Source organism: Psychrobacter sp. TPE 89C (assembly GCF_055522395.1).
The window spans coordinates 1-21,152 of the sequence record NZ_JBVFXW010000010.1; the positions used below are offsets into that span (position 1 = coordinate 1).

General features: G+C 41.2%; 18 protein-coding genes. 3 read left to right on the plus strand and 15 right to left on the minus strand.

Annotation, left to right across the window (positions count from 1 at the left end; translation table 11 throughout):
- The 9 genes from ACZW67_RS05020 to ACZW67_RS05060 all read right to left on the minus strand — a co-directional run.
- Window positions 1-1,505 (minus strand): oligosaccharide flippase family protein (locus ACZW67_RS05020; RefSeq protein ID WP_465182383.1); only part of this gene is annotated, 1,505 nt, incomplete at its 3' end.
- 124 nt (window positions 1,506-1,629) lie between these two features.
- A complete protein-coding gene (locus tag ACZW67_RS05025; RefSeq protein ID WP_465182384.1) occupies window positions 1,630-2,190 on the minus strand; it encodes an acyltransferase in 561 nt (186 codons plus the stop codon).
- Window position 2,191: 1 nt separating this feature from the next.
- Entirely contained in the window at window positions 2,192-3,262 is a 1,071-nt protein-coding gene (locus tag ACZW67_RS05030) for a DegT/DnrJ/EryC1/StrS family aminotransferase (protein WP_465182385.1), read from the minus strand.
- Between the two features lie 5 nt (window positions 3,263-3,267).
- Entirely contained in the window at window positions 3,268-4,155 is an 888-nt protein-coding gene (gene rfbA / locus ACZW67_RS05035) for a glucose-1-phosphate thymidylyltransferase RfbA (RefSeq protein ID WP_465182386.1), read from the minus strand.
- Complete coding sequence (rfbB, locus tag ACZW67_RS05040) at window positions 4,155-5,213, minus strand: dTDP-glucose 4,6-dehydratase (RefSeq protein ID WP_465182387.1); 1,059 nt, start codon at window positions 5,211-5,213, stop codon at window positions 4,155-4,157. Before rfbB ends, rfbA begins: the two co-directional genes overlap by 1 nt.
- Before the next feature lie 263 nt (window positions 5,214-5,476).
- Entirely contained in the window at window positions 5,477-7,594 is a 2,118-nt protein-coding gene (locus ACZW67_RS05045) for a polysaccharide biosynthesis protein (protein WP_465182388.1), read from the minus strand.
- A 90-nt stretch (window positions 7,595-7,684) separates the two neighbouring features.
- Window positions 7,685-9,925, minus strand: a complete 2,241-nt coding sequence (locus ACZW67_RS05050) for a polysaccharide biosynthesis tyrosine autokinase (RefSeq protein WP_465182389.1) — start codon at window positions 9,923-9,925, stop codon at window positions 7,685-7,687.
- 11 nt (window positions 9,926-9,936) lie between these two features.
- Complete coding sequence (locus ACZW67_RS05055) at window positions 9,937-10,368, minus strand: low molecular weight protein-tyrosine-phosphatase (protein WP_465182390.1); 432 nt, start codon at window positions 10,366-10,368, stop codon at window positions 9,937-9,939.
- Between the two features lie 15 nt (window positions 10,369-10,383).
- Window positions 10,384-11,484, minus strand: a complete 1,101-nt coding sequence (locus ACZW67_RS05060; RefSeq protein WP_465182391.1) for a polysaccharide biosynthesis/export family protein — start codon at window positions 11,482-11,484, stop codon at window positions 10,384-10,386.
- Window positions 11,485-12,151: 667 nt separating this feature from the next.
- Between ACZW67_RS05060 and rluB the strand changes: the two genes are divergently transcribed.
- On the plus strand, window positions 12,152-13,099 hold the full coding sequence (gene rluB / locus ACZW67_RS05065) for a 23S rRNA pseudouridine(2605) synthase RluB (RefSeq protein ID WP_194362818.1): 948 nt from the start codon (window positions 12,152-12,154) through the stop codon (window positions 13,097-13,099).
- Window positions 13,100-13,228: 129 nt separating this feature from the next.
- Here the strand turns inward: rluB and ACZW67_RS05070 are convergent, their stop codons facing one another.
- The 3 genes from ACZW67_RS05070 to ACZW67_RS05080 form a co-directional block, all read right to left on the minus strand.
- Window positions 13,229-13,801: a hypothetical protein gene (locus ACZW67_RS05070; protein WP_465182392.1), complete on the minus strand. Its 573-nt coding sequence runs from the start codon at window positions 13,799-13,801 to the stop codon at window positions 13,229-13,231.
- 45 nt (window positions 13,802-13,846) lie between these two features.
- A complete protein-coding gene (locus ACZW67_RS05075) occupies window positions 13,847-14,530 on the minus strand; it encodes a hypothetical protein (RefSeq protein WP_465182393.1) in 684 nt (227 codons plus the stop codon).
- A 253-nt stretch (window positions 14,531-14,783) separates the two neighbouring features.
- Entirely contained in the window at window positions 14,784-15,515 is a 732-nt protein-coding gene (locus tag ACZW67_RS05080) for a hypothetical protein (RefSeq protein ID WP_201548557.1), read from the minus strand.
- Window positions 15,516-15,698: 183 nt separating this feature from the next.
- On the opposite strand from ACZW67_RS05080, the gene ACZW67_RS05085 reads away from it, so the two are divergent.
- Entirely contained in the window at window positions 15,699-16,301 is a 603-nt protein-coding gene (locus tag ACZW67_RS05085) for a LysE/ArgO family amino acid transporter (RefSeq protein ID WP_465182394.1), read from the plus strand.
- A gap of 237 nt (window positions 16,302-16,538) precedes the next feature.
- Here ACZW67_RS05085 and ACZW67_RS05090 read toward each other — a convergent pair whose 3' ends face one another.
- The 3 genes from ACZW67_RS05090 to ACZW67_RS05100 form a co-directional block, all read right to left on the minus strand.
- Window positions 16,539-17,180, minus strand: a complete 642-nt coding sequence (locus ACZW67_RS05090) for a MarC family protein (protein WP_465182395.1) — start codon at window positions 17,178-17,180, stop codon at window positions 16,539-16,541.
- 363 nt (window positions 17,181-17,543) lie between these two features.
- Window positions 17,544-18,404 carry a carboxylating nicotinate-nucleotide diphosphorylase gene (gene nadC / locus ACZW67_RS05095; protein WP_465182396.1) on the minus strand — a complete coding sequence of 287 codons (861 nt, stop codon included), beginning with the start codon at window positions 18,402-18,404 and terminating at the stop codon, window positions 17,544-17,546.
- A 170-nt stretch (window positions 18,405-18,574) separates the two neighbouring features.
- Complete coding sequence (locus ACZW67_RS05100) at window positions 18,575-19,594, minus strand: NUDIX hydrolase (RefSeq protein WP_465182397.1); 1,020 nt, start codon at window positions 19,592-19,594, stop codon at window positions 18,575-18,577.
- 418 nt (window positions 19,595-20,012) lie between these two features.
- Here ACZW67_RS05100 and nadA point away from each other — a divergent pair, with 418 nt between their 5' ends.
- Window positions 20,013-21,152, plus strand: a complete 1,140-nt coding sequence (gene nadA / locus ACZW67_RS05105) for a quinolinate synthase NadA (RefSeq protein ID WP_465182398.1) — start codon at window positions 20,013-20,015, stop codon at window positions 21,150-21,152.

The window sequence follows — 21,152 nt, forward strand, 5'->3', positions numbered from 1 at the left end:
ACAAATCTCTTAATATATTTTTTTAACATATTTAGGACTCGAATAGAACTTAGCATTGCAAGTATTACACTACAAATGCTAACTGAAACAATTTTAATTAAAATAGTAAGTCGATCACCAGAATGTTCTATCCAACTTGTAGCTACTAATACAAAGATAGATACTGTTACAATACTAGGTAAAAAACTTTTAAACCATAATATATTGATAGTAGGTTCAATTTTTTTATGCACATAGCTGACCCAAAATAACAAGTAACTTAATTGAGTTAAAAACCATACCCACCCCGCACCGATAGCTCCATAATGTGTAGCTGCCCAAATTATAGTAGGAACTAAAATAACGACACTCACAATATTCCCAATAAAATGGTATTTTAAATTACCTTTAGCATATTGTAAGTAATAAGGGAAAGCAGCCAAGGCTAATAACGCATTACCAAGCGCATACAGTTGTAAGACTGGTGCTGCTTGTAATGCTATATTGGCATCTCCTGTCCAAGCATATAATACAGAATGTGCTACCCCAGCAAGCACAATACCCGCAGTAACTACTACTATAGCTATAAACTGCGTAGCATCTAGATAAACTTGGCGCATTTGATCATGCTGCTGCTCAGCTTCTAACCTTGCCATTCGTGGCATAATAGGGGCACTAATAGGGGCACTAAGCTGTAATATACCACCTGCTACCAGTACGGCTAAAGTGAAATAGCCATAGTCCGCTAAAGGTAGTATCCCAGAAAGTATAAATTTGTCTAACTGAGTGAACAACACCCAAACTGAAGAAGTTACTGCAATAGTCAGAGCAAACCCTAACAAAGGTTTAATCGGATTAATAGACCAACCAATTATATCTCTGGCTTTGGTCTTAGGTAATAGCAAATAGTTTTTAGTCGCCAATATAATAAACTCTAATAATGCTATTAATAGCTGAAAAACAAAAAAGCTTCTTATATTGAAACCAAAATAGTACATATATAATAGTGCGCCTGGAAATCTCAGAGTACCAATCACAATATTAGCTATACTTAACCAAACGATCTGCTCAAACCCTGATATCACTCCACGGTATAAGCCTGTCATCCAACGTAAGGCTATACATACAGCCATTACCTCTAAACAGAACAATACGTCGTTAATGCTCAAAGCCTCTAATTTTAACCAGTGCGTAGCAATATAGTTATCTAATAAAAATAGTGCTCCACCACCAATAATTGCAATTACTGCAAATATCAGACTCAATGCTCTAAACAGGCGTCTAAAGTTTAGCGTAGTTTCTTTACCAGCATTGTATTGTGCCGTTTGACGGCTAATCGTAGGAGTCAAGCCGAAATCAAGTAAACTAAACAAACCTTGCAGCATAGCGAAAAAACCCACTAAACCATACGCCTCTGCTCCCATATATTTAATATAAATAGGCAAAATAGCGATACTAATGACAATCAAATATATTTGACTGATATAACTAGCTATAATATTAATCTTAAGGTTGGGGTTTTTCATTTTTCTCATTTGCTTATTAGTTCAAAATTATAGTAAGTTTATATCTCTTATTAATTCTTGAAAAATTTCTAAATTAGATATTTACTTTTGAACTAGTATTTGAAAATTATTGAATTGATATTTTTCATTTATGAATCAGTTCAGATTCCAATGCAAGCAAATCTTTTTTTCTATTTTTTATCTTCTTAGCAGGAATACCCATATAGATACCAAACTCTTCACAGTCTTTGGTAACCAAACTTAAAGCACCAATAGCGACACCTTCACTAATATTTATGTTTGGTAATATGACCGTTCCTGAACCTACTATCGCATGCCTACCAATCGTAACTGGCCCATTTGTTACATTTGTAAATTCAACAGGTATGGTAGGGCCTGTCATGAACATGCCACTGTAATCGTCATTACTACTATAGACTGAGACTCTTGAAGAAAGTCCTGCGAAATCATCTACTAAGACTTTTCCGGCTCCTATTATACTTACTCCAATGGCAATATGTACGTGCTGACCTATTTCAATGCCACCTTCACCAGCTGATAAAACACAAAAATCATCAATACGAGTATTATTGCCAATACTAATATTCTTACAGTTATAATAAGATGCTTTATCTGAAAGAAGAACATTTTCACCGACTGATTTAAAGCCCATAGACTTTATTTTCTCATTATCTAAAAATGCCATACTAACTCTCTTTAATTAGATTTATAATTTCTTCAATATTTTCTTTTTCTAAAGTCGGATATATAGGTAAGCACAAAATTCGACTGGCTATACTTCTCGATTTATTACAAATCTGTTTACTGTCTAGATAAGGTAGCGTATCTAAACTTGGATAAAAGTATCTTCTAGGAAGAATATTATTTTCATTAAGCTCAGCTTCGACTCTAAGTAACTGCTCTTCGCTTTCAAAAACTATTGGGGCATAAGCGAAGTTATTTTTACCAAATTTATTCCACTGCTGCATTTTGAATGTAGTGGACAACTTATTAGTATAAACCTGCCAAATATCTTCACGTCGCTGTCTAATCGTATCTATATCATCTAATACACATAAGCCCATAGCCGCCTCAAACTCATTCATTTTAGCGTTGGTACCCAGTGACGTAATAGAAGTAGGACTACTAATACCAAAATTAATCATCAAGCGAATTTTTTTGGCTAGCTCATCATTATCAGTAATGACAGCTCCACCTTCGACAGTATGAAATAGCTTAGTCGAGTGAAAGCTAAGTGTACTAATATCACCGTAATTTAGAACGCTCTGAGATTTATACTCTGAACCAAAAGCATGCGCAGCGTCATAAATGACTTTTAGATTATTTTTATCGGCAATGGCTTGAATTGCTTCAACATCACATGGGTTACCGAATACATGTACAGGCACAATAGCGCTAGTATTTGGTGTTATTAGCTTTTCTATTTCAATAGGATCTATATTGAAGCTCTCTAGATCTATATCAGCAAAAACTGGTGTTAATCCTTCCCATGCTAGAGTACTAGTGGTAGCTGCGAAACTAAAAGGTGTAGTAATGACCTCACCTTTTAACGCTAATGCCTTATAGGCAAGTTGCAGAGCAAACGAACCATTGGCTACTAGGATTATCTGTTTAACTCCTAAATAGTCTGCGAGCCTCCCTTCTAACTCTTGCAACAGGCTACCATTGTTAGTCAACCATCCACTCTCAAAAATACGATCAACATAGGATTGATATTTTGCTTTGTTAGGTAGATAAGCTTTAGTAACTGGTATCATAATGTTTACTCTTGAGCCAAAGAAATTAAATATTGGCCGTAAGCATTCTTACTCATAGTCTGCCCAATCTCAGCCACTTTCTGCTTGGTCAACCAACCATTATTGAGTGCTATCTCTTCTAAACAAGCAACCTTATAACCTTGACGCTTTTCAATAGTTTCTACAAACTGCGCTGCCTCTAATAAGCTCTCATGCGTACCCGTATCTAGCCAGGCAAACCCTCGACCTAGCAGCTCGACATTTAAATCACCACGTTCCATATACATCTGATTGACTGTAGTAATCTCAAGCTCACCACGCTCTGATGGCTTTACCTTTTTAGCAATTTCTATGACATCATTATCATAAAAATATAAACCAGTTACTGCATAATTAGATTTAGGTTTAGAGGGTTTTTCTTCTATCGAAATCGCACGCTTATATTCATCAAATGCCACTACGCCAAAACGCTCTGGGTCTTTAACTTGATATCCAAAAACAGTCGCGCCTGCTTGACGATTGACTGCTTGCTTTAACAAAGGAGTAAAGCCCTGACCATAAAAGATATTGTCACCAAGTACTAAGCAAACATTACTATCACCAATAAACTCTTCACCCAAGATAAAGGCTTGAGCGAGACCATCAGGGCTTGGTTGTACGATGTAACTAATCTCGATACCTAAATCACTACCATCACCTAATAGACGCTTAAAGCTTTCAATATCATCTGGCGTGCTAATAAGTAGTACCTCACGAATACCTGCTAGCATGAGTACCGATAAAGGATAATAAATCATTGGCTTATCATAGATAGGTAGTAACTGTTTAGAGACGCCCTTAGTGATCGGATATAAGCGCGTACCCGAACCGCCTGCCAAGATGATACCTTTAGTATTCGTTGTGGTAGTTTCCATTACACACTTGCTCCCAATCTTTCACGTTGATAACTGCCATCTTGTACACGACGACACCACTCTAAATTACCTAAATACCATTCAACTGTTTTTCTAATACCACTATCAAACGTCTCTGTCGGCGTCCAATTTAACTCATTGGCAATTTTGCTAGCATCAATTGCATAGCGCAAATCATGCCCTGGGCGGTCTTTTACAAATGTAATTAATGACTCATATTGAATGCCATCAGTACGAGGTTTTAGCACATCCAATATTTGGCAAATCTTTTTAACTACTTCAATATTTTGTTTTTCGTTATGTCCACCAATATTGTAAGTCTCACCCACTTGCCCTTCAGTGACTACTTTATATAATGCACGTGCGTGATCTTCCACAAATAACCAATCACGTATTTGATCGCCTCTGCCATAGATGGGTAAAGCTTTTCCATCTAGCGCATTGAGTATTACTAACGGAACAAGCTTTTCAGGAAAGTGATAAGGCCCATAATTATTAGAACAGTTAGTGATCAACGTTGGCAGACCATAAGTGCGCTGCCACGCTCTTACTAGATGATCCGAGCTGGCTTTAGATGCTGAATAAGGCGAGCTTGGTGCATAAGGCGTTGACTCAGTAAACAAGTCTGTCGTACCTTCTAGGTCACCATAGACTTCATCTGTAGAGATATGATGAAACTTAAACTGAGATTTTTTAGTCTGATCAAGACCTTGCCAATAATGACGTACTACTTCTAATAGAATATAAGTGCCTACGATATTAGTAGTGATAAACTCAGCAGGTCCATCAATGGAGCGATCTACATGTGACTCTGCTGCTAAATGCATAACTAGATCAGGCATAAAACTATTGAAAACTTCTGTCATTGCCTCTGAATTACAAATATCTATCTGCTGAAATATATATCGCGAGTTTTGATCAATCTCTTTGAGTGACTCTAAATTACCTGCATAAGTCAATTTATCGATATTTAACACATCATCATTGGTATTGTTGATAATATGACGTATAACAGCAGAACCAATGAATCCAGCACCGCCCGTAACTAATATTCTCATAGAAACCTACTTATTATTTATAGAGATTTACTGATTATTTTATAATAAAACTTATATATACCAGGCCTAAACGCAGCAGTGTTCCACTGCGATATATGACCTAGCGTACTCTGAATATTAATGATAAATCCGGCGATACGACTAGCATTAATATAGAAGCCGACTACTAAAAATTACTTACTAAACTCAACAGCCAATGGCAGGTTAACATACCCTAGGCCAATAACGGCTATCTTAATATTAGTCATATTTGTCATCTTTTTTTAATAAACCCCTTCGACTTCTATAACGGTAGATTTTACTGTTTTTTCGGGTGCAGATTCTGACTGATACCCAACTACAAAATGCTCAAACTGCTGCTTTAGCCAGCTGACATCATGGTGCTGTGCTTTACTGATTAGCTCAGATAATACCGCTTCAATCTCACTTAACGCAAAGCTGTCTTCGATCGCCTGCATGATAAGCGGGTGCCTGGTGCTCTCCACATTGTCTTCACCGATGATCAGCTCTTCATACAGCTTTTCGCCTGGTCTTAGCCCTGTAAATACAATCTCGATATCACCATCTGGGTTTTCATCGTCTTTAGGCGTACAGCCACTCAGATAAATCATACGTTTTGCCAAATCTACAATCTTGACGGGCGCACCCATATCGAGAACAAACACCTCACCACCCGCTGCCATTGCGCCTGCCTGAATCACTAGGTTTGCAGCTTCTGGAATGGTCATAAAATAACGGGTTACATCAGGATGGGTGACCGTTATTGGTTGGCCTTGCTCGATTTGTTTGGTGAATACTGGCACTACCGAACCCGATGAGCCAAGCACATTGCCAAAGCGCACCATACTGATGCGAGTCTTGCTATTCGCATTGATAACGCTATCGATGTCGTCGCTTACACCATGGCTTTTAACACCATGGCTTTTAACACCATGGCTTTTAACACCATGGCTTGTAACACCATGGCTTGTAACACCTTGACGCTTAACCGCATTGCTTAGGCCCTGACAAGCCAGCTCTGCCATGCGCTTAGACGCGCCCATTACATTGGTCGGTCTCACCGCTTTATCAGTCGAGATCAGTACAAAGGTCTCTACATTGGCCTGTACTGCAGCACGAGCACAGTGATACGTACCCTTAGTATTATTGATAACACCCTCAAAAGGATTGTGCTCTACGATAGGGACATGCTTATACGCAGCCGCATGATATACTGTATTTATATGGTTAATATTGAATATTCTGACTAAATTGCTTTCGTTAGTGACGTTGCCAATAATGGCTACAATTTTAATGTGTTGATAATCGCTGTTATTGGCGCATTTTGCGATCAGCTCTTGATGAATACTGTATAAGGCAAATTCTGACAGCTCATACAGCACCAGACACTTTGGTTTATTTTTAACGATTTGTCGGCACAGCTCACTACCAATAGAACCACCAGCACCGGTGACTAGTACGTTTTTACCAGTGATGTTTTTGCGTAATAGGTCGGCATCTGGCTCGACAGTCTGCCGATCTAACACATCTAATATATCCACTTGGCGCATACTACTGACAGTGACTTTGCCGTCTGCAATCTCCTGTAGACTTGGTAAGTCCTGAATCTTTACAGAGGTATTCGACAGCTTATCTATTATTTGTCTTTTACGAGTACGACTTATGCCGGGCATTGCCAAAAACACCTGCGAAATAGCTAGATCTGAGATGACTTCTAACAGTGCATCAGCATTATATATCCGCTTCCCGAATAGATAAGCGTCCGTTAGCTGAGCATCATCATCGATATAAGCCACAACATTATATTTATGCAGATTTTTTAGACCTTCAAGCAGCTCTTGTCCAGCTTCACCAGCCCCGTAGATCAGCACATTATCATAGGCACTCATATGATTACGCTGTGAACGTTGCCCTTGCAAGCGAGCCAGTAGCTCTTTGATGCTCAAACGACTGTTCCATAACCATATAAAAAATAAGAACAGATATAGCAGCGGTACCGCACGCGGCATACCTGGTATAAGTTTAAAATAAAGCACGACTTGAGCCACGACGATCAATACAAAGAATAGCTGTAATACATTGCCCATCATCGCATCAAAGAAGCTACGAGCAATACCTTTATAGAATCCGATAGTATATAAGCCAATGACGGGTACCACCGCGCATAAAAAAAGCGCCGATAGACTAATATGGTTACCCAAGTAGCCATATCGCATGGCTATCGCCAGATATAAGCAAACCATGGACATCACCAAATCAGCCGATAACAAAACTGCTCGTTTGCTACTGCGAGGTAGCGCTAACAAATAGTCCGCAATACGCTGCGATCCTTTGACTTTGGCATTTTGGTTAGTCTGATACGGCTGTGATTCTATAGACATAACATATAACCATTTAAGTGAATGAAGTACGTAATAGGACTAATAAAGCAGGAGTAATAATGGCTGACACAATAACGTATGAAACAATAGCTATTTGTTATTACCATACGCGTAACTGTAGTGATAGCTGTATTTATCCATGATGCCTTGCTGCATATCATTTAAAATAATACCGTCTACCTGTACATTGGCTTTATTCATTTGCTTGATTGCATATGCCAACTGGCCTTCTAGTGACTCATTGTATCGGGTCACCATTAACACTTTATCTGCGTACTGTGACAGTATCATCGCATCTGACGCGGCTAATACTGGTGGTGAGTCAATGACAATATAATCATAGCTCGTCATCAGCTGTGTCATTAATGCACCGAACTTATCGCTGGCCAACAGTGAAGAAGGATTGTGCGGATGATGACCACGTGGCATAAAATCAATGTTATCGATACTGGTATGGTGAATAACATTGGTAATGGTATTGTCCTCTTGCGAGAAATACTCAGCCAGTCCAGTGGTTTGTTCAATCTTAAATATCTTGTGCAACTCACCCAGACGCATATCCGCATCCATGATGAGTACTTTTTTATTCAGCTGAGAAAACACCTCGGACAAATTGGCGGCGATAAACGACTTACCGACCCCTGGGCTTTCTCCAGATATTAGGATGACTTTGGCACGTGAGCCGATATCGCCTTTACCACTTGTATCACTTGCATAACTCTGCCCTTGTGTTGGCATACCAAACATCAACGACGTTCTCAAGCTTTTGATAGCTTCATAGCTCAAGCTGTCATGGTCGACGTAAGCCAGTAGTCTATGAGGGGCTAGCTTGTTTTTGGTGAGTCGTAGCAATGATTTTGAGCGTGGAATGGTGGCAATCACAGGCACACCCGTCTTGGATTCTAAACGCTCAGGGTCTTTCACTGCATTACGAAGCAAGTTTTTGAGCAATACAAGCATCGTACCGAGCATACCGCCAAGTAGCAGTGCCAGTATCCATATTTGCAGCTTTTTGGGCGCAATGGCGTTAAAGGTGCTAATCGGTAAATCGATAATACGAGCAAAACCAATCTGGCCTGCTTTGACGATTTTTAACTGCTCATAGTTTTTGAGCATCGTCAGATAGATTTCTCTGTTGATAGCAGCATCTTCCGATAGTTTTAAAAACTCTCGTTGTATCTCAGGTAGACGACCGACGGTTGCATCAATCTCTTGTCTTCTAGCATTAAGCACCTTTAGCTGATCATTAATCTGAACCACCAACGGATGCTCTGCTGTGTAATAAGTGGTCAACTCTGCTTTTTTGAGCTTTAATTCATTGAGCTGGGCATCGATCTGATAGCTTTCTGTTACCAATAACTCAGCTTCTTTAGCCACATCAATAGTGCCGTATTTTTTTCTGAACTCATTGAATGCAATCTCAGACGTTTCCAGCTTTTGTTTGAGTGCCGGAATCTGAGTTTCCATAAAGGTGAGAGTCTTGGTCGTTTCTTCAGAACCGCGAGATTGGTTTTGATCGACATACGATAGAACAATTTGCTTTAAAATTAAGCTGACTTGCTTTTGATCTGCCCCTGTCAGCGACATTTGGATAATACCCGTTTGTTTACCTTTTTCTACTACTGATAATGCACTGTTGATGGCATCGGTCGTGGTTTGTAGCGACTGCTTGGTGATACTAATAGGGTATTGAACACTAGGTAAATCGTTGACCGTAATTTGAATCGCCCCGTCCACCCCTTTGAACTGATGCGGTTGATTCAATTGTCCTTTAAAGTCGTCAAGCCCATTACTGAGTAAAAACCCAGTCTCCGTCCTGACCAAAGTAAACGGACGATTTAGATATGCTTGTGAGACATTAAACTGGCTGATGTTGGCTTGACCACTATCCGTCTCTAGCGCAACGCCTTCAGTCGTATTAATTTGCACATCGATACGATCTTTTTTGATTCTATCGATAGCGCTGACATTTTGATCATCCAGACGAATACGCAAATGCAATAAATTGACCACTGGCTCTAAAATCATTCGCGATCTGATGAGCTCTGATTCTGTCTGCGCTTTACTGACTTCTGGTGCAATTAACTCAGAGATATTTGCACCAAGTGCTGAGATACCTTGATCTTTTTCATCCAGTTGCAATAAGGCATCTGCTTTAAATGTTGGGTTTACATAGCGGCTATACAGCACACCAAGTGCCAAACCTAGTAGCGCAAAAATAATGATCATTTTCCAGCCACGTAACAACACCCAAAGCAAGGCTAATAAGTCAATCTCATCGTTATCTCGATCGCTGACAGGTTGTGAGGATTTCTGTGACTCTTTCATCATATATTTTCTACTCAACTAATTTTGTCAGCCCACAGCTCAAGGCTACTGATAATGTTTTTTCTGGCACTCTCAAATACGGCTACATCACGACGATAGGGATCTGCGATATCTATATCTAACCAATGACCAATTCTAAAAACTTTACCGCGGCAATGTGGCCACTGGTCTTCAATCCATTTAGATTGGTTGGTTGACATGGTCAAAATGAGATCTGCCACTATGGTCATCTCTTGATTAATCTGCTTGGCAATGTGATGGCTTATATCGGTGTCATGCGCTGCCATCAGCTCAATTGCTTTTGGGTCAGCAGGATGACCGACCACAGCGGACACCCCTGCAGAGTCAATATGCTTGTTTGGATACTGCTCACTCATGATCGCAGCGGCTATGGGACTGCGGCAGATATTACCCACGCAGACCACTAAAATGTTATCAAATGCCATAATATCTCGTTTCGCTTATAACCCTGAAATAACGTTGATTGCAGAGGTAGACGGCAATATCGCACTGATAACGCGGTTCCAGCGTGCCAGACCTGTGGGATCAACATACAAAATATCATTGGGCTGCATATCAAAACGGTTGGCGAGCGCAAAGCTGGTAATGGTCTGCATGTCGACATAATAGATATTGGTGCGCTGATAATCAGGATTGTCACGGACGATATATATCTTGGCCGCATTGGCAGTACTAGAGTCAAGCCCTCTTGACTCGCCTAAAGCATGAGACAGGCTCAGTCCTTGCTCAGGAATATCCACTGGCTCAACTTGTCCAAACTCACCCAACACGTAGACTCTATTACGGCTCTGGCTATTGACATGCACAGAGTCGCCATCTCGTAAATAGATTTGGTTTCCTGAAGACCCTACCTGCCGTAGTGACTGCAAGCCGATGTTATAATTCTGACCTTTGCGGTTCAATACGATACTGTTTGAATCGCCTGTCACCGTCGCACCACCTGCCATAGAAATCGCGCCATATAACGATACAGGCGTGTCCGCAATCGCAAACTCGCCGGGCTGCTTAACCTCACCATCAATAAAGAACTTGTTGCCACGGTAATTAATCACTTTGACCTGAGGATCTGAATACTTTAAATAGCGTTGCAGCTGCCCTCGTAGGTTTGCCGTAAATTGCGGCACGCTAATACCACTGGCTTTTATACGTCCTATTAATGGAAACTGTATATAGCCTTGCTGGTCGACTGGAAACCCTGAGGCGTACGGATTGGTACTAGTAGTGGTTGCTACAGGCGTTAGCTCTGGATAGCCCACTAAATTGATGCTCAAAATATCACCTTGAGCAATACGATAATCAACCCGACCAGAAGTCTCGATCAATTGGTAAATATCATTACTAATTTTGGGCGCTTGCTTGACTGGTAACGTCGCTAAACTCAAAGGCTGTATATTGAACTGCAAGCCGTTTTCTGCTGTGAAATCACCCACTGGTGGTAAATTGCCAGATTTGAGTCCACTGCTTACCGTCGTAGCACAACCCGATAAAAGACCAGAAAGTATGACCAGTAGTAAACAAGCAATCTTTGAGGAGTGGTGCATAGTAACAACCTTATAAAACCTTATAACAACTAAGAAACACATTTAACAATCTTACTGCAACTATATTATACATATGCAACAAAATAATAACATATGATAACATAAGCACTTGAGTTTGATGACATTATAATTTACAAAAACGTCAAAAAATTTGATATATAAAGCGTTCAAAAGCAAAAGTAGATAACCAATTGTTACCGTCGCTCACGCCCATATTTGTAAGATAAAATAGGGGTCACATTATCCGCTTAAGTGAATATAATAACAAGACAAAAGTTTTATAACAATCGATAGTTGCTATTATCAATATATTTTTAACTATATTATAATTTCAGCCAAAATTGCTATAAAAGTAGTGACAGTGAACACTTGAAATAATCCATTAATATCTGCAATATTTCTCATCAAAGTGCATCTCATCTTGTATAAGCATTTATTGTTCAGATTGAGAAAACACGCTAGGGCGTGTCCTCATTTCAAAAATGGTGCTAAAAGTGAAATTAATTTCCCAAACAAGGAAGGTAGTGCAGACTAAAGACACGCTTTAGTAACGTAACCCAGCATAATAATTTGTAAATCCACTCATAAGTGGTACTAAATGACGTATAATAGTCAGTCCAATTTTTTACATTGAGAAATGTAAACCCACCGACTCAAGGTTATGATTATGAAAGACGAAAAATTACAGAAAGCCCTCGCCCGCATGGGCCTTGGTTCACGCCGTCAGATGGAAGAAGTCATTAAAGCTGGTCGCGTCACTGTCAATAACGGCCCAGCAACCATCGGTGATCGTGTTGAACAAGGCGATGAGATTCGCGTTGATGGCCGTCAGATCAAATACACCTCTGAAAATGAGAAGCGTCGCCGTGTTATCGCTTACTACAAGCCTGAAGGCGAAGTCTGCTCTGCTAAAGATCCAGAGGGTCGCCCAACCGTTTTTGAGCGTTTGCCAAAACTGACTCATGATCGCTGGGTCATGGTCGGTCGTTTAGACATCAATTCAACGGGTCTGTTATTGTTTACCAATGATGGTGAAATGGCGCATCGCTTGATGCATCCCTCTGGTGAAGTGACTCGTGAATATGCGGTACGTGTATTGGGTGAAGTGACACCTGAGATTGCCCGTGCATTAACGGCTGGCGTCATGCTAGAAGATGGCCTTGCAAAGTTTGAAGATATCAAAGACGGTGGCGGTGAAGGCGTCAACAAGTGGTATCACGTCCAGCTAAAAGAAGGCCGTAACCGTGAAGTACGTCGCTTGTTTGAATCACAAGGCCTAAAAGTAAGCCGTCTACTACGCACGCGCTACGGTACGATTGCCCTACCAAAAGAGCTACGTACTGGTCGTTTCTTAGAACTCGACAGAAAAGACATCAATACCTTGACCGATTTAGTAAGCTTGCGTCCTCGTTATGGTACAGGTCTGCATGGCGCAGCGAAAGAGAAGCAAGAGCGTATCAGAAGCAAGCCGCTTAAAGCGCGTCGCGCTACTGACAGTCGTAGCGATAGCCGCAGTGGTAGCGACAATCGTAACAGCAGCGCAAAACCTAAAAGCAGTGCTAGCCCTGCCAGCCGTGGTACGCGCAATACCCGTGACCGCAACGACAAGCGTTAATCTAGGTTTTTAGTAGAGCTTTTATAAACTAAGAATAGTGTACAAAATAAGCTGCCAGTGATTATTCATCATTGGCAGCTTTTTTTTATGTCATTTATAGCAAGTCGTTGTAAGTCTGACGACATAGACTTAGCTATCATGACTATTGATATAGTTTTTCATTACTCGTAATTCCTGCAACTGCTGCTCATCCATCTGCGCTAGCAGTTTATCCAAACGTTGCTCAATATTGTTTAGAACACTCTGTAATAACTCACTAGCTTCCGCTTTGTTGTCGTTACTCACACTGTTAGCACTTATATTGTCAGTGCTTATATTAACAGTCACTAGCTGGTGATGACTGGCTAGCATTTCAGGTAACCGCGTATGCAGCATCTTGTTTAATACAAACTGCTGCTCTGTTATGGCATGCGTTTTATGCTGAGCTTTTAGTGATTTCTGATACGCTTGATAGTGAGTCACTTTTTCATCGATGCGTTGTAGTTGGCGCAGTTGCGGCTCTGGCAAATTTTTTAGGTGTTTCTTATTTAAATTTAATTGCTGCCAACTAAGCTGAGACAATGATAACGGTGCATCATCATTCTGATAAATGAGCACACCTGGGGTGATACCGACGGCTTTGTGAAGCGCGTGCCAGCCTTTTTTACCCAAGTAAAAGGTGGTGATTGTCGTGACAATACCAATCCCTATTAAGATGCTCATATACGCTTACTCTTTATTCTATCCTTTGATCATATAGCTCTGTATTTATAGTTTAATGTCTTTAGCACTCACATTTGCACCCATCGGACTTTCAATCGCTTGAATATTTACATCACTGCTCACATCACTACTGGCATTGCTAACATTACTATCGAGCTTTCGAATCTCCGTATTACCAGTAGGATTGTCAAAGCGTTTTTGTAGATAGCGATTGGTCGCGAGCAGCTTTTGTCCATCTTGATGATAGGAAGCATTGAGCAAATCGTCAAACTGAGTATTAATCGTACTTAGTACATCTAATAGCGCTTCTTTACCAGTGACATTAGAATGCTTAATCTTGGTCGTATCAGCGAGTGCACCGTCCTTACCATCTAAATCATGCAAGCGGCAATAGTCCGCCACCGCAAGCGGTACATGTCTGTCCATTAAATTTTGAATCATAATATACGTTTCGGTTACGGTATCTTTATCATCAATCTTTCCATCATTATTTGTATCACCATAAATGACACGCAGCTTCTCACCTTTTTCATTTATTTGGTCGAGGGCTGTTTTGACCTCAATGGGCAAACTCTTTTCAGGGATATAACCCAACTGCGGCATCGCTTTGTATTCGAGCATTTTAGGCGCTGTGACTTTCTTAATACCGCGATACCCCAGATATAACCCAGCGGCTGGTAGCACCCCATACAGTACAAACATCACGAGTATCGCAGTCACTTGGGTCATCAGGTTGTCCTTGTTATTTGGCAGAATGGTTTGGCAAATTCTTTATTATTTTGGCTCATACTTTAAGCATAGCGATTTGAACGTCGCTAATTATATTGATTGGTCATGCTTTTATTAAACAAAAAAATAAGGCTTTATTAAAGCCCTATATTGTTGTGTATCATGCTGTTATGCGTCATATCGTTTTGCATCGATTATAGTTAATAACACCTAACCGTCTCAAGTGAACAGCGATCATTTAAGTCATTACTAACTAACTTTTTGTGCGGCTTTTAACGTAACGATGCGTAGAAGCCAAACGATTCATCACCGTCTGATGCAACTCATCTAACAACTCGTCAAGCTCATAATCAATCTCAAGAAACAAATCGGTCAACATATCGCCTGCGGTCATCTTGCCTTGTACCGTGTTGTTTTTGGTACGATGCGGGCTAAACCGTTGTAGTTGCTCATAATGATGTAGCGCTTCTGGAATGCTCTCCGACACCAGCTTATCTATAACAAACTGACGCTCATTATGTTGCTGCTGTTGCTGCTCGTTGAGCTCGCTGCTCCATTCACGGTAACGCTTTAATTTACCATTAATTCGGTCTAGTATCGCGACAGCCTCAATAGGCATGGCATTTAGGGTGGCTTCATCGACCACATCAACAAGCTCAGTCATAATCGGACAGCGTCCATGTTTGAGATACCACAAAGTATCTGGGTCAAAAGGAGGTCTATTGGTCGGGCGCATTTGGGCACGATTGGACAAATAGCGATCGGTCAAGGGCGTCGGCGTTCGAATATCACTCACTTGTGCTAATGCATCACGAATACGACCTGCACGCTCAGGTGGCGTAAGCACAGAGCGCTGACTGATAGCTTGATCGTTTTCATCATTGCTATCTTCCACCTCTATATCTTGGCTGACATTCATCTGTTGAGCATTTTTAGCCGCTTGTGTTGGCAGGTCTTCTTGAGCTTGCCCAAATGACTTTAGCATTCTTGTCAAACTTACCACCATGACCTACTTTGCCTCTCGTTCCGTGCACTCGTATTGTGCAAGTATTGCATATATTGATTCAATGACGTATCTTAACAGCTTTTTTTGGCACTGCCAGTAAGCAAAGTGTCAATATTCCTGTACCCTAAAAACATCTACTCTCTAAATGATAAGCACTTTACTATGAACGCGACTGATTATACCTCTGGCTTTTTGCTTGGGCTATCGCTTATCTTAGCAATTGGATCACAAAATGCTTTTGTACTTAAACAAGGCATTAAACGTGAACACATCTTTTTTATCTGCTTATTCTGTGCCGTTAGTGATGCGTTGTTAATCTCAGCAGGCGTTGCTGGATTTGGTGCTGTAACCACTCGTTATCCACATGCAGTAGATATCGCCAGATTCGCAGGTGCGTTGTTTTTGCTGGTTTACGGTTTGCAAAGTTTATATGCTAGTGTGCGACGCTCACATGCGTTAACTGTCGATGGTCAGGCCGTTACTAGCTTGAAAAAAGCACTGTTGCTGTGTTTTGGCTTTACATGGCTCAACCCGCACGTCTATCTAGATACATTGGTGCTCGTCGGTATGGTTTCAACGGGTGCTAGTAGTAAACTGGCCTTTGGTGTGGGTGCTATCAGTGCTTCGTTCTTTTTCTTTTTTGCTTTGGGTTATGCTGCACGATTGCTTAGACCGTTATTTTCCAAACCAAAGGCATGGAATATACTTGACGGATTGGTGGGTATCTTGATGCTGTACTTGGCGTGGCATTTATATAATAGTTAATATAGTCAATCCTCTATAAATTGGATACGGTGTCAGGCTTGCTTAGTCTACGAGTTGTAGTACTTTCACTCGCCTTCCTTGTATCCAAATTATATTGAACCGACTATGGTTAATATGGCCGCTATATATACTATTCACAAAAAAAGCCAAACACGCTGAAACGTATTTGGCTTTTTATTTTTTGTATTAGGTACTTTTTATAGCAATCCTTTTTTTATGGCTTAACAAATAAAGCTGTTATACCAAGCTAGGAAATAAGGTGCGTAACGCGCCCACAATGATTTCGATAGAGACAGCCGCCAATAACATACCCATGATTCTACTCATAATATTGAGTCCCGTATCACCCAATAAACGGCTAATGCGACCTGCTGCCATTAATGCCAAATAACAAAACAAACTGATCAACAACCCAGCTATTAATATGGCCGATACTTGCAGTACGCCAGAAACTTGTGAGGAATAAATAATCACCGTTGAGATACCGCCCGGCCCAATCATCATTGGAATAGCGAGAGGGACGACAGCTGCTGCCATTGATACTGGGGAATCTTGTACATGATCGACATCGAAGTTTTCTTGATCAGGCTTAACAGGATTACCATCGCCATTCATCATATTCAGGGCAATCAAAAATACCAAAATACCACCTGCCAACTGAAACGAGCCAATTGAGATACCAAGCGCTTTTAGTAGCGTCTCACCTGCGACCGTAAAAAAGCTGATGGTGATAAAAATCGTCAAACAAGCCACACGCGCGACTTTACGTCGATTATTCATTGAATAACCGCGGGTCAAATCCAAAAATAACGTCAAAGCGCTAAAGGGATTAATCAATACCATAAAGGCTAAGATTATCTTAATGATTTCAGTATTCACTGAGCGCTCGCTTGTCTATTGATACAACTGCTGAAAAAAGCAAGGCCATCGTGCGAGTGCAACGATGACCCCATATCTAACTAAAACAATATCTAACTAAAACAATATCTGACTAAAACAATATCTGACTAAAAATAGCATTGTAGCTTGTATTGTAACATAGGCAGATAAGCTAATAAAATCATTAACTTTGCTTAAGGCGTGTCCTTAATTCGAATCATAACTGTTAAATGGGTTAAAAATGAAGACACGCCCTAATTCCTCTGTACCATCTCATTAAAAAGTTAAGTGCAGAGCAACGCTTCTAATCAGCTTTATACATAAGATAAATAGACTTTTTACCATGAAAATTCAGTCGCCAACCTATGCGCTAAAATCCAAGCCAATATCCAATGCAGTGGTACTGTGCGTTAGATAACCCATCGCAATAAAATCAACGCCTGTCTTGGCGGTGGCCTCCACGGTCGCAGGAGTAATACCGCCTGAGGCTTCCGTTCTGGCGCGACCTTTACACATGGCTACTGCCTTTGATAATACGTCAGGGGACATATTGTCCAAAAGCACCAAACTCACACCAGCATCCAACGCTTGCTCTAGCTGCTCTAAAGTATCTACTTCTACTTCCACAGGAATTAGATGACCAGCAAAACCTTGGGCTTGCTGAATGGCTGTTGTTATATCACCAGCGATGGCAATATGATTGTCTTTGATTAAAATAGCATCATCCAACCCTAGACGATGATTGCGCCCGCCGCCGCAGCGTACTGCGTATTTTTGTACAATGCGTAAGCCTGGTATGGTTTTACGTGTACAAGTAATTTGCGCAGGATATTGCGCCACACTGTCTACAATTTTTCTGGTATCTGTAGCAATGCCACTGAGGTGCGTCATGAAATTAAGCGCAGTGCGTTCGGCTGTCAATAGATGACGTGCATTGCCACTGACAATGGCCAATACTGTGCCAGCTTCAACCGATTCACCATCATCTACTTGAGCGATAAACTCAATCTGAGCATCAACCAGAGCGAATGATAAACGCGCCAAGTCCATACCGCATATCACGCCTGCTTGCCGCGCCTTAATCTCTAGTTTTGCTTGCAGGTCAGCAGGGATAGTCGCTTGAGACGTTACATCACCACGTCTGCCCAAGTCTTCAGTTAAGGCAGCTTCTACCAAAGGTCTTAACAACACTTCATCCAATGCAGGTTCTTTTTTAACAGTCATTTGTCACCCCTATATACGCATTATATTGATATCGGTTCAATTTAATTAAACTCAAAATGAGCATAAATATAGCGTAAAGTTGACAGTACCGCAAGGAAATGAAGTATTTCATGCAATGGCTAAAAGCGGATAGTCATAAAAACGTGAGAGCATTTACCGCTTATTTAAACCTATTTACGTTTAGGCAATTTGCTGTCCATCAATAAACTTTGCAATTCGATATCGTGGCAAAAGCGATAAAGCTTGGCAGGACGACCACGTTGCGCACTACTACTCTGCCCTGTTTCTGTCACTAAGTTTTGTGAATCTAGCAGACGGCGAAAATTTTGCTTGTGCAAGCGCACGCCTGAGAGCGCTTCTACACTCTGCTGCAGCTGCGACAACGTAAAGACATCTGGCATCAGACCAAAGATAAGCGGTCGGTATTCAATCTTGGCGCGCAGTCTTGAGATCGCTGTCGCAATGACGCGGCGATGATCATAGTACATCGGTGTACCTATGATCTGTGCCCAATGCTTTGGCAATTTTTGCGGCTGATAGTTAGATGATTCTGGAATCAGTCCTGCTTCATAAAGCATCTCATAGCGCAGTAATACATGCTCTGAGACCCAGTCATAACCGTTAGTAGTGCTTGATTGATGATAGGTATTTCTATCTTGAGCCGAGTCTAAAACCTCAGTATCTACACCCCAACATAAATGAATACGCTGACGACGACGGCGCTGCTGAGCAATTGAGTCTGGCACACTATTTGCCCAGTCCAATAATGCCGGCACAATAAAATCCATAATGATAGCTGGCATACCATCTAGGTGATTTTCCCATGGAAAATAATCGTACCAATCTCGCCATAGGGCTTTGCTTTGGAGCGCCTGCATTTGCGTCTCTTGCACCAAGCCCAAGTAGCTTACGTAAACCAATGCATGGCCATCAATATTACGCCTATTGGTATCAACAAAGGTATATAACTGTTCCAAATAGCCAAGTGGTTGCTGCGTCTGTTCCTCAACCCATTGGCGCACACCAGCTTGCAGTGAGCGATGTAATGGCATGAGTGGTCCATTGGGCAATAACTTGCCTTGATCAACTGTTAAAACCCGGGCGGTATGATCCGTAATAGCAACCAAAACTGCAACAACCTCAGTAGTACCGCTACCCTGCTGATGCGCATGTGAATAAGACAACGTCATGATGTTAGTAATTACCTTTTAACTTTGAGCGTGCAATAAGAAAGCCACTACACTTGTTATTTATCGTACGAATCAGTATAGCTTGAATCTGAAAATATCATAGTCTACCGATGTAAATATAAGCGTCTGAAGGCAAAAGTGATAGAGCGTATTTTTCATAAATACCTACTGTACAGAAAGTAGAATATAAAAAACCACTTGTATTTATGCTCAAAATGAGCATAATAAAAACTCGTTTACGTTAAAGCTGTATTTAGTCAGCTTGTATTCCTTTTAAAAATTAGAGTAGCAAGAAAAATGCGTATTAGTACTACTCTCAGTAGGCTGAACGATTTTGATACGGCTAATCATAGTTTTGAAGTTGGTATCATTTTTAGCGGCATATGACGTGTCGTTATTGCACACAAGGTTTGCACTTATGAAAACTTATCCCTATGACGCACCCATCATGAGCAATGACAACCGCATTGCGACTAAAATGAATATCGAGTATGCCAAGGCTAAGATGCCAGCGGATCTGCCTCGTTCAGAACGTATCGTGGTTGAAGAAAATATTAAGCAATTATTAAAAGACAACAATGCCGTACTGGTCGCGCATTATTATGTCGATCCTTTTATTCAGGATTTGGCATTGGCGACTGGTGGCTGTGTTGGCGATTCTCTTGAGATGGCACGCTTTGGTCAAGCACATAGTGCACAGACATTGGTGGTCGCAGGCGTACGCTTCATGGGTGAATCGGCAAAAATATTGAGTATGGAAAAAACGGTACTGATGCCAGACTTAGAAGCCGAGTGTTCGCTTGATTTGGGCTGCCCTGCTGATGAGTTTTCCGCATTTTGTGATGCTCATCCTGAGCGTACCGTTGTGGTGTATGCCAATACGAGCGCTGCGGTCAAAGCACGTGCAGACTGGGTAGTGACCTCGTCCGTTGGTATCGACATCGTCCGTCACTTACATGCTCAAGGCGAGCCTATCATTTGGGGGCCTGATCGCCATTTGGGTAAATACATCGCTGGTGAGACTGGCGCAGATATGCTGCTTTGGCAAGGATCTTGCCTTGTACATAATGAGTTTAAAGCCACTGAACTCCTTCAATTGAAAGAAGAATACCCAAACGCTAAAGTCTTGGTACATCCTGAGTCACCTGATAGCGTCGTTGAGCTGGCGGATGTGGTCGGCTCTACTAGCAAGCTATTGCAATCAACCTATGAGATGGATGCCGATACCTTTATCGTTGCTACCGATTTGGGCATATTACACGAGATGCAAAAGCGCTCGCCCACCAAGCGATTTTTGGCCGCACCAACTGCAGGCGAAAGTGCCAGTTGCAAGAGCTGTGCGTTTTGTCCATGGATGGCAATGAACGGCCTAAAAGGTATTGAGCAATGCTTAACTAATCAGAGCGGTGAAGTTCTAATGACACCTGAGCTGGCAGTAGCAGCCAAAAAGCCTTTACAGCGCATGCTTGATTTTGCTGAAGCACAAAAGCAACGAGTCGCTGCCAGTGGCGATATCGTAAAAGACCGTACACTGTTCGCTAACGTTGGAGCTGCCTAG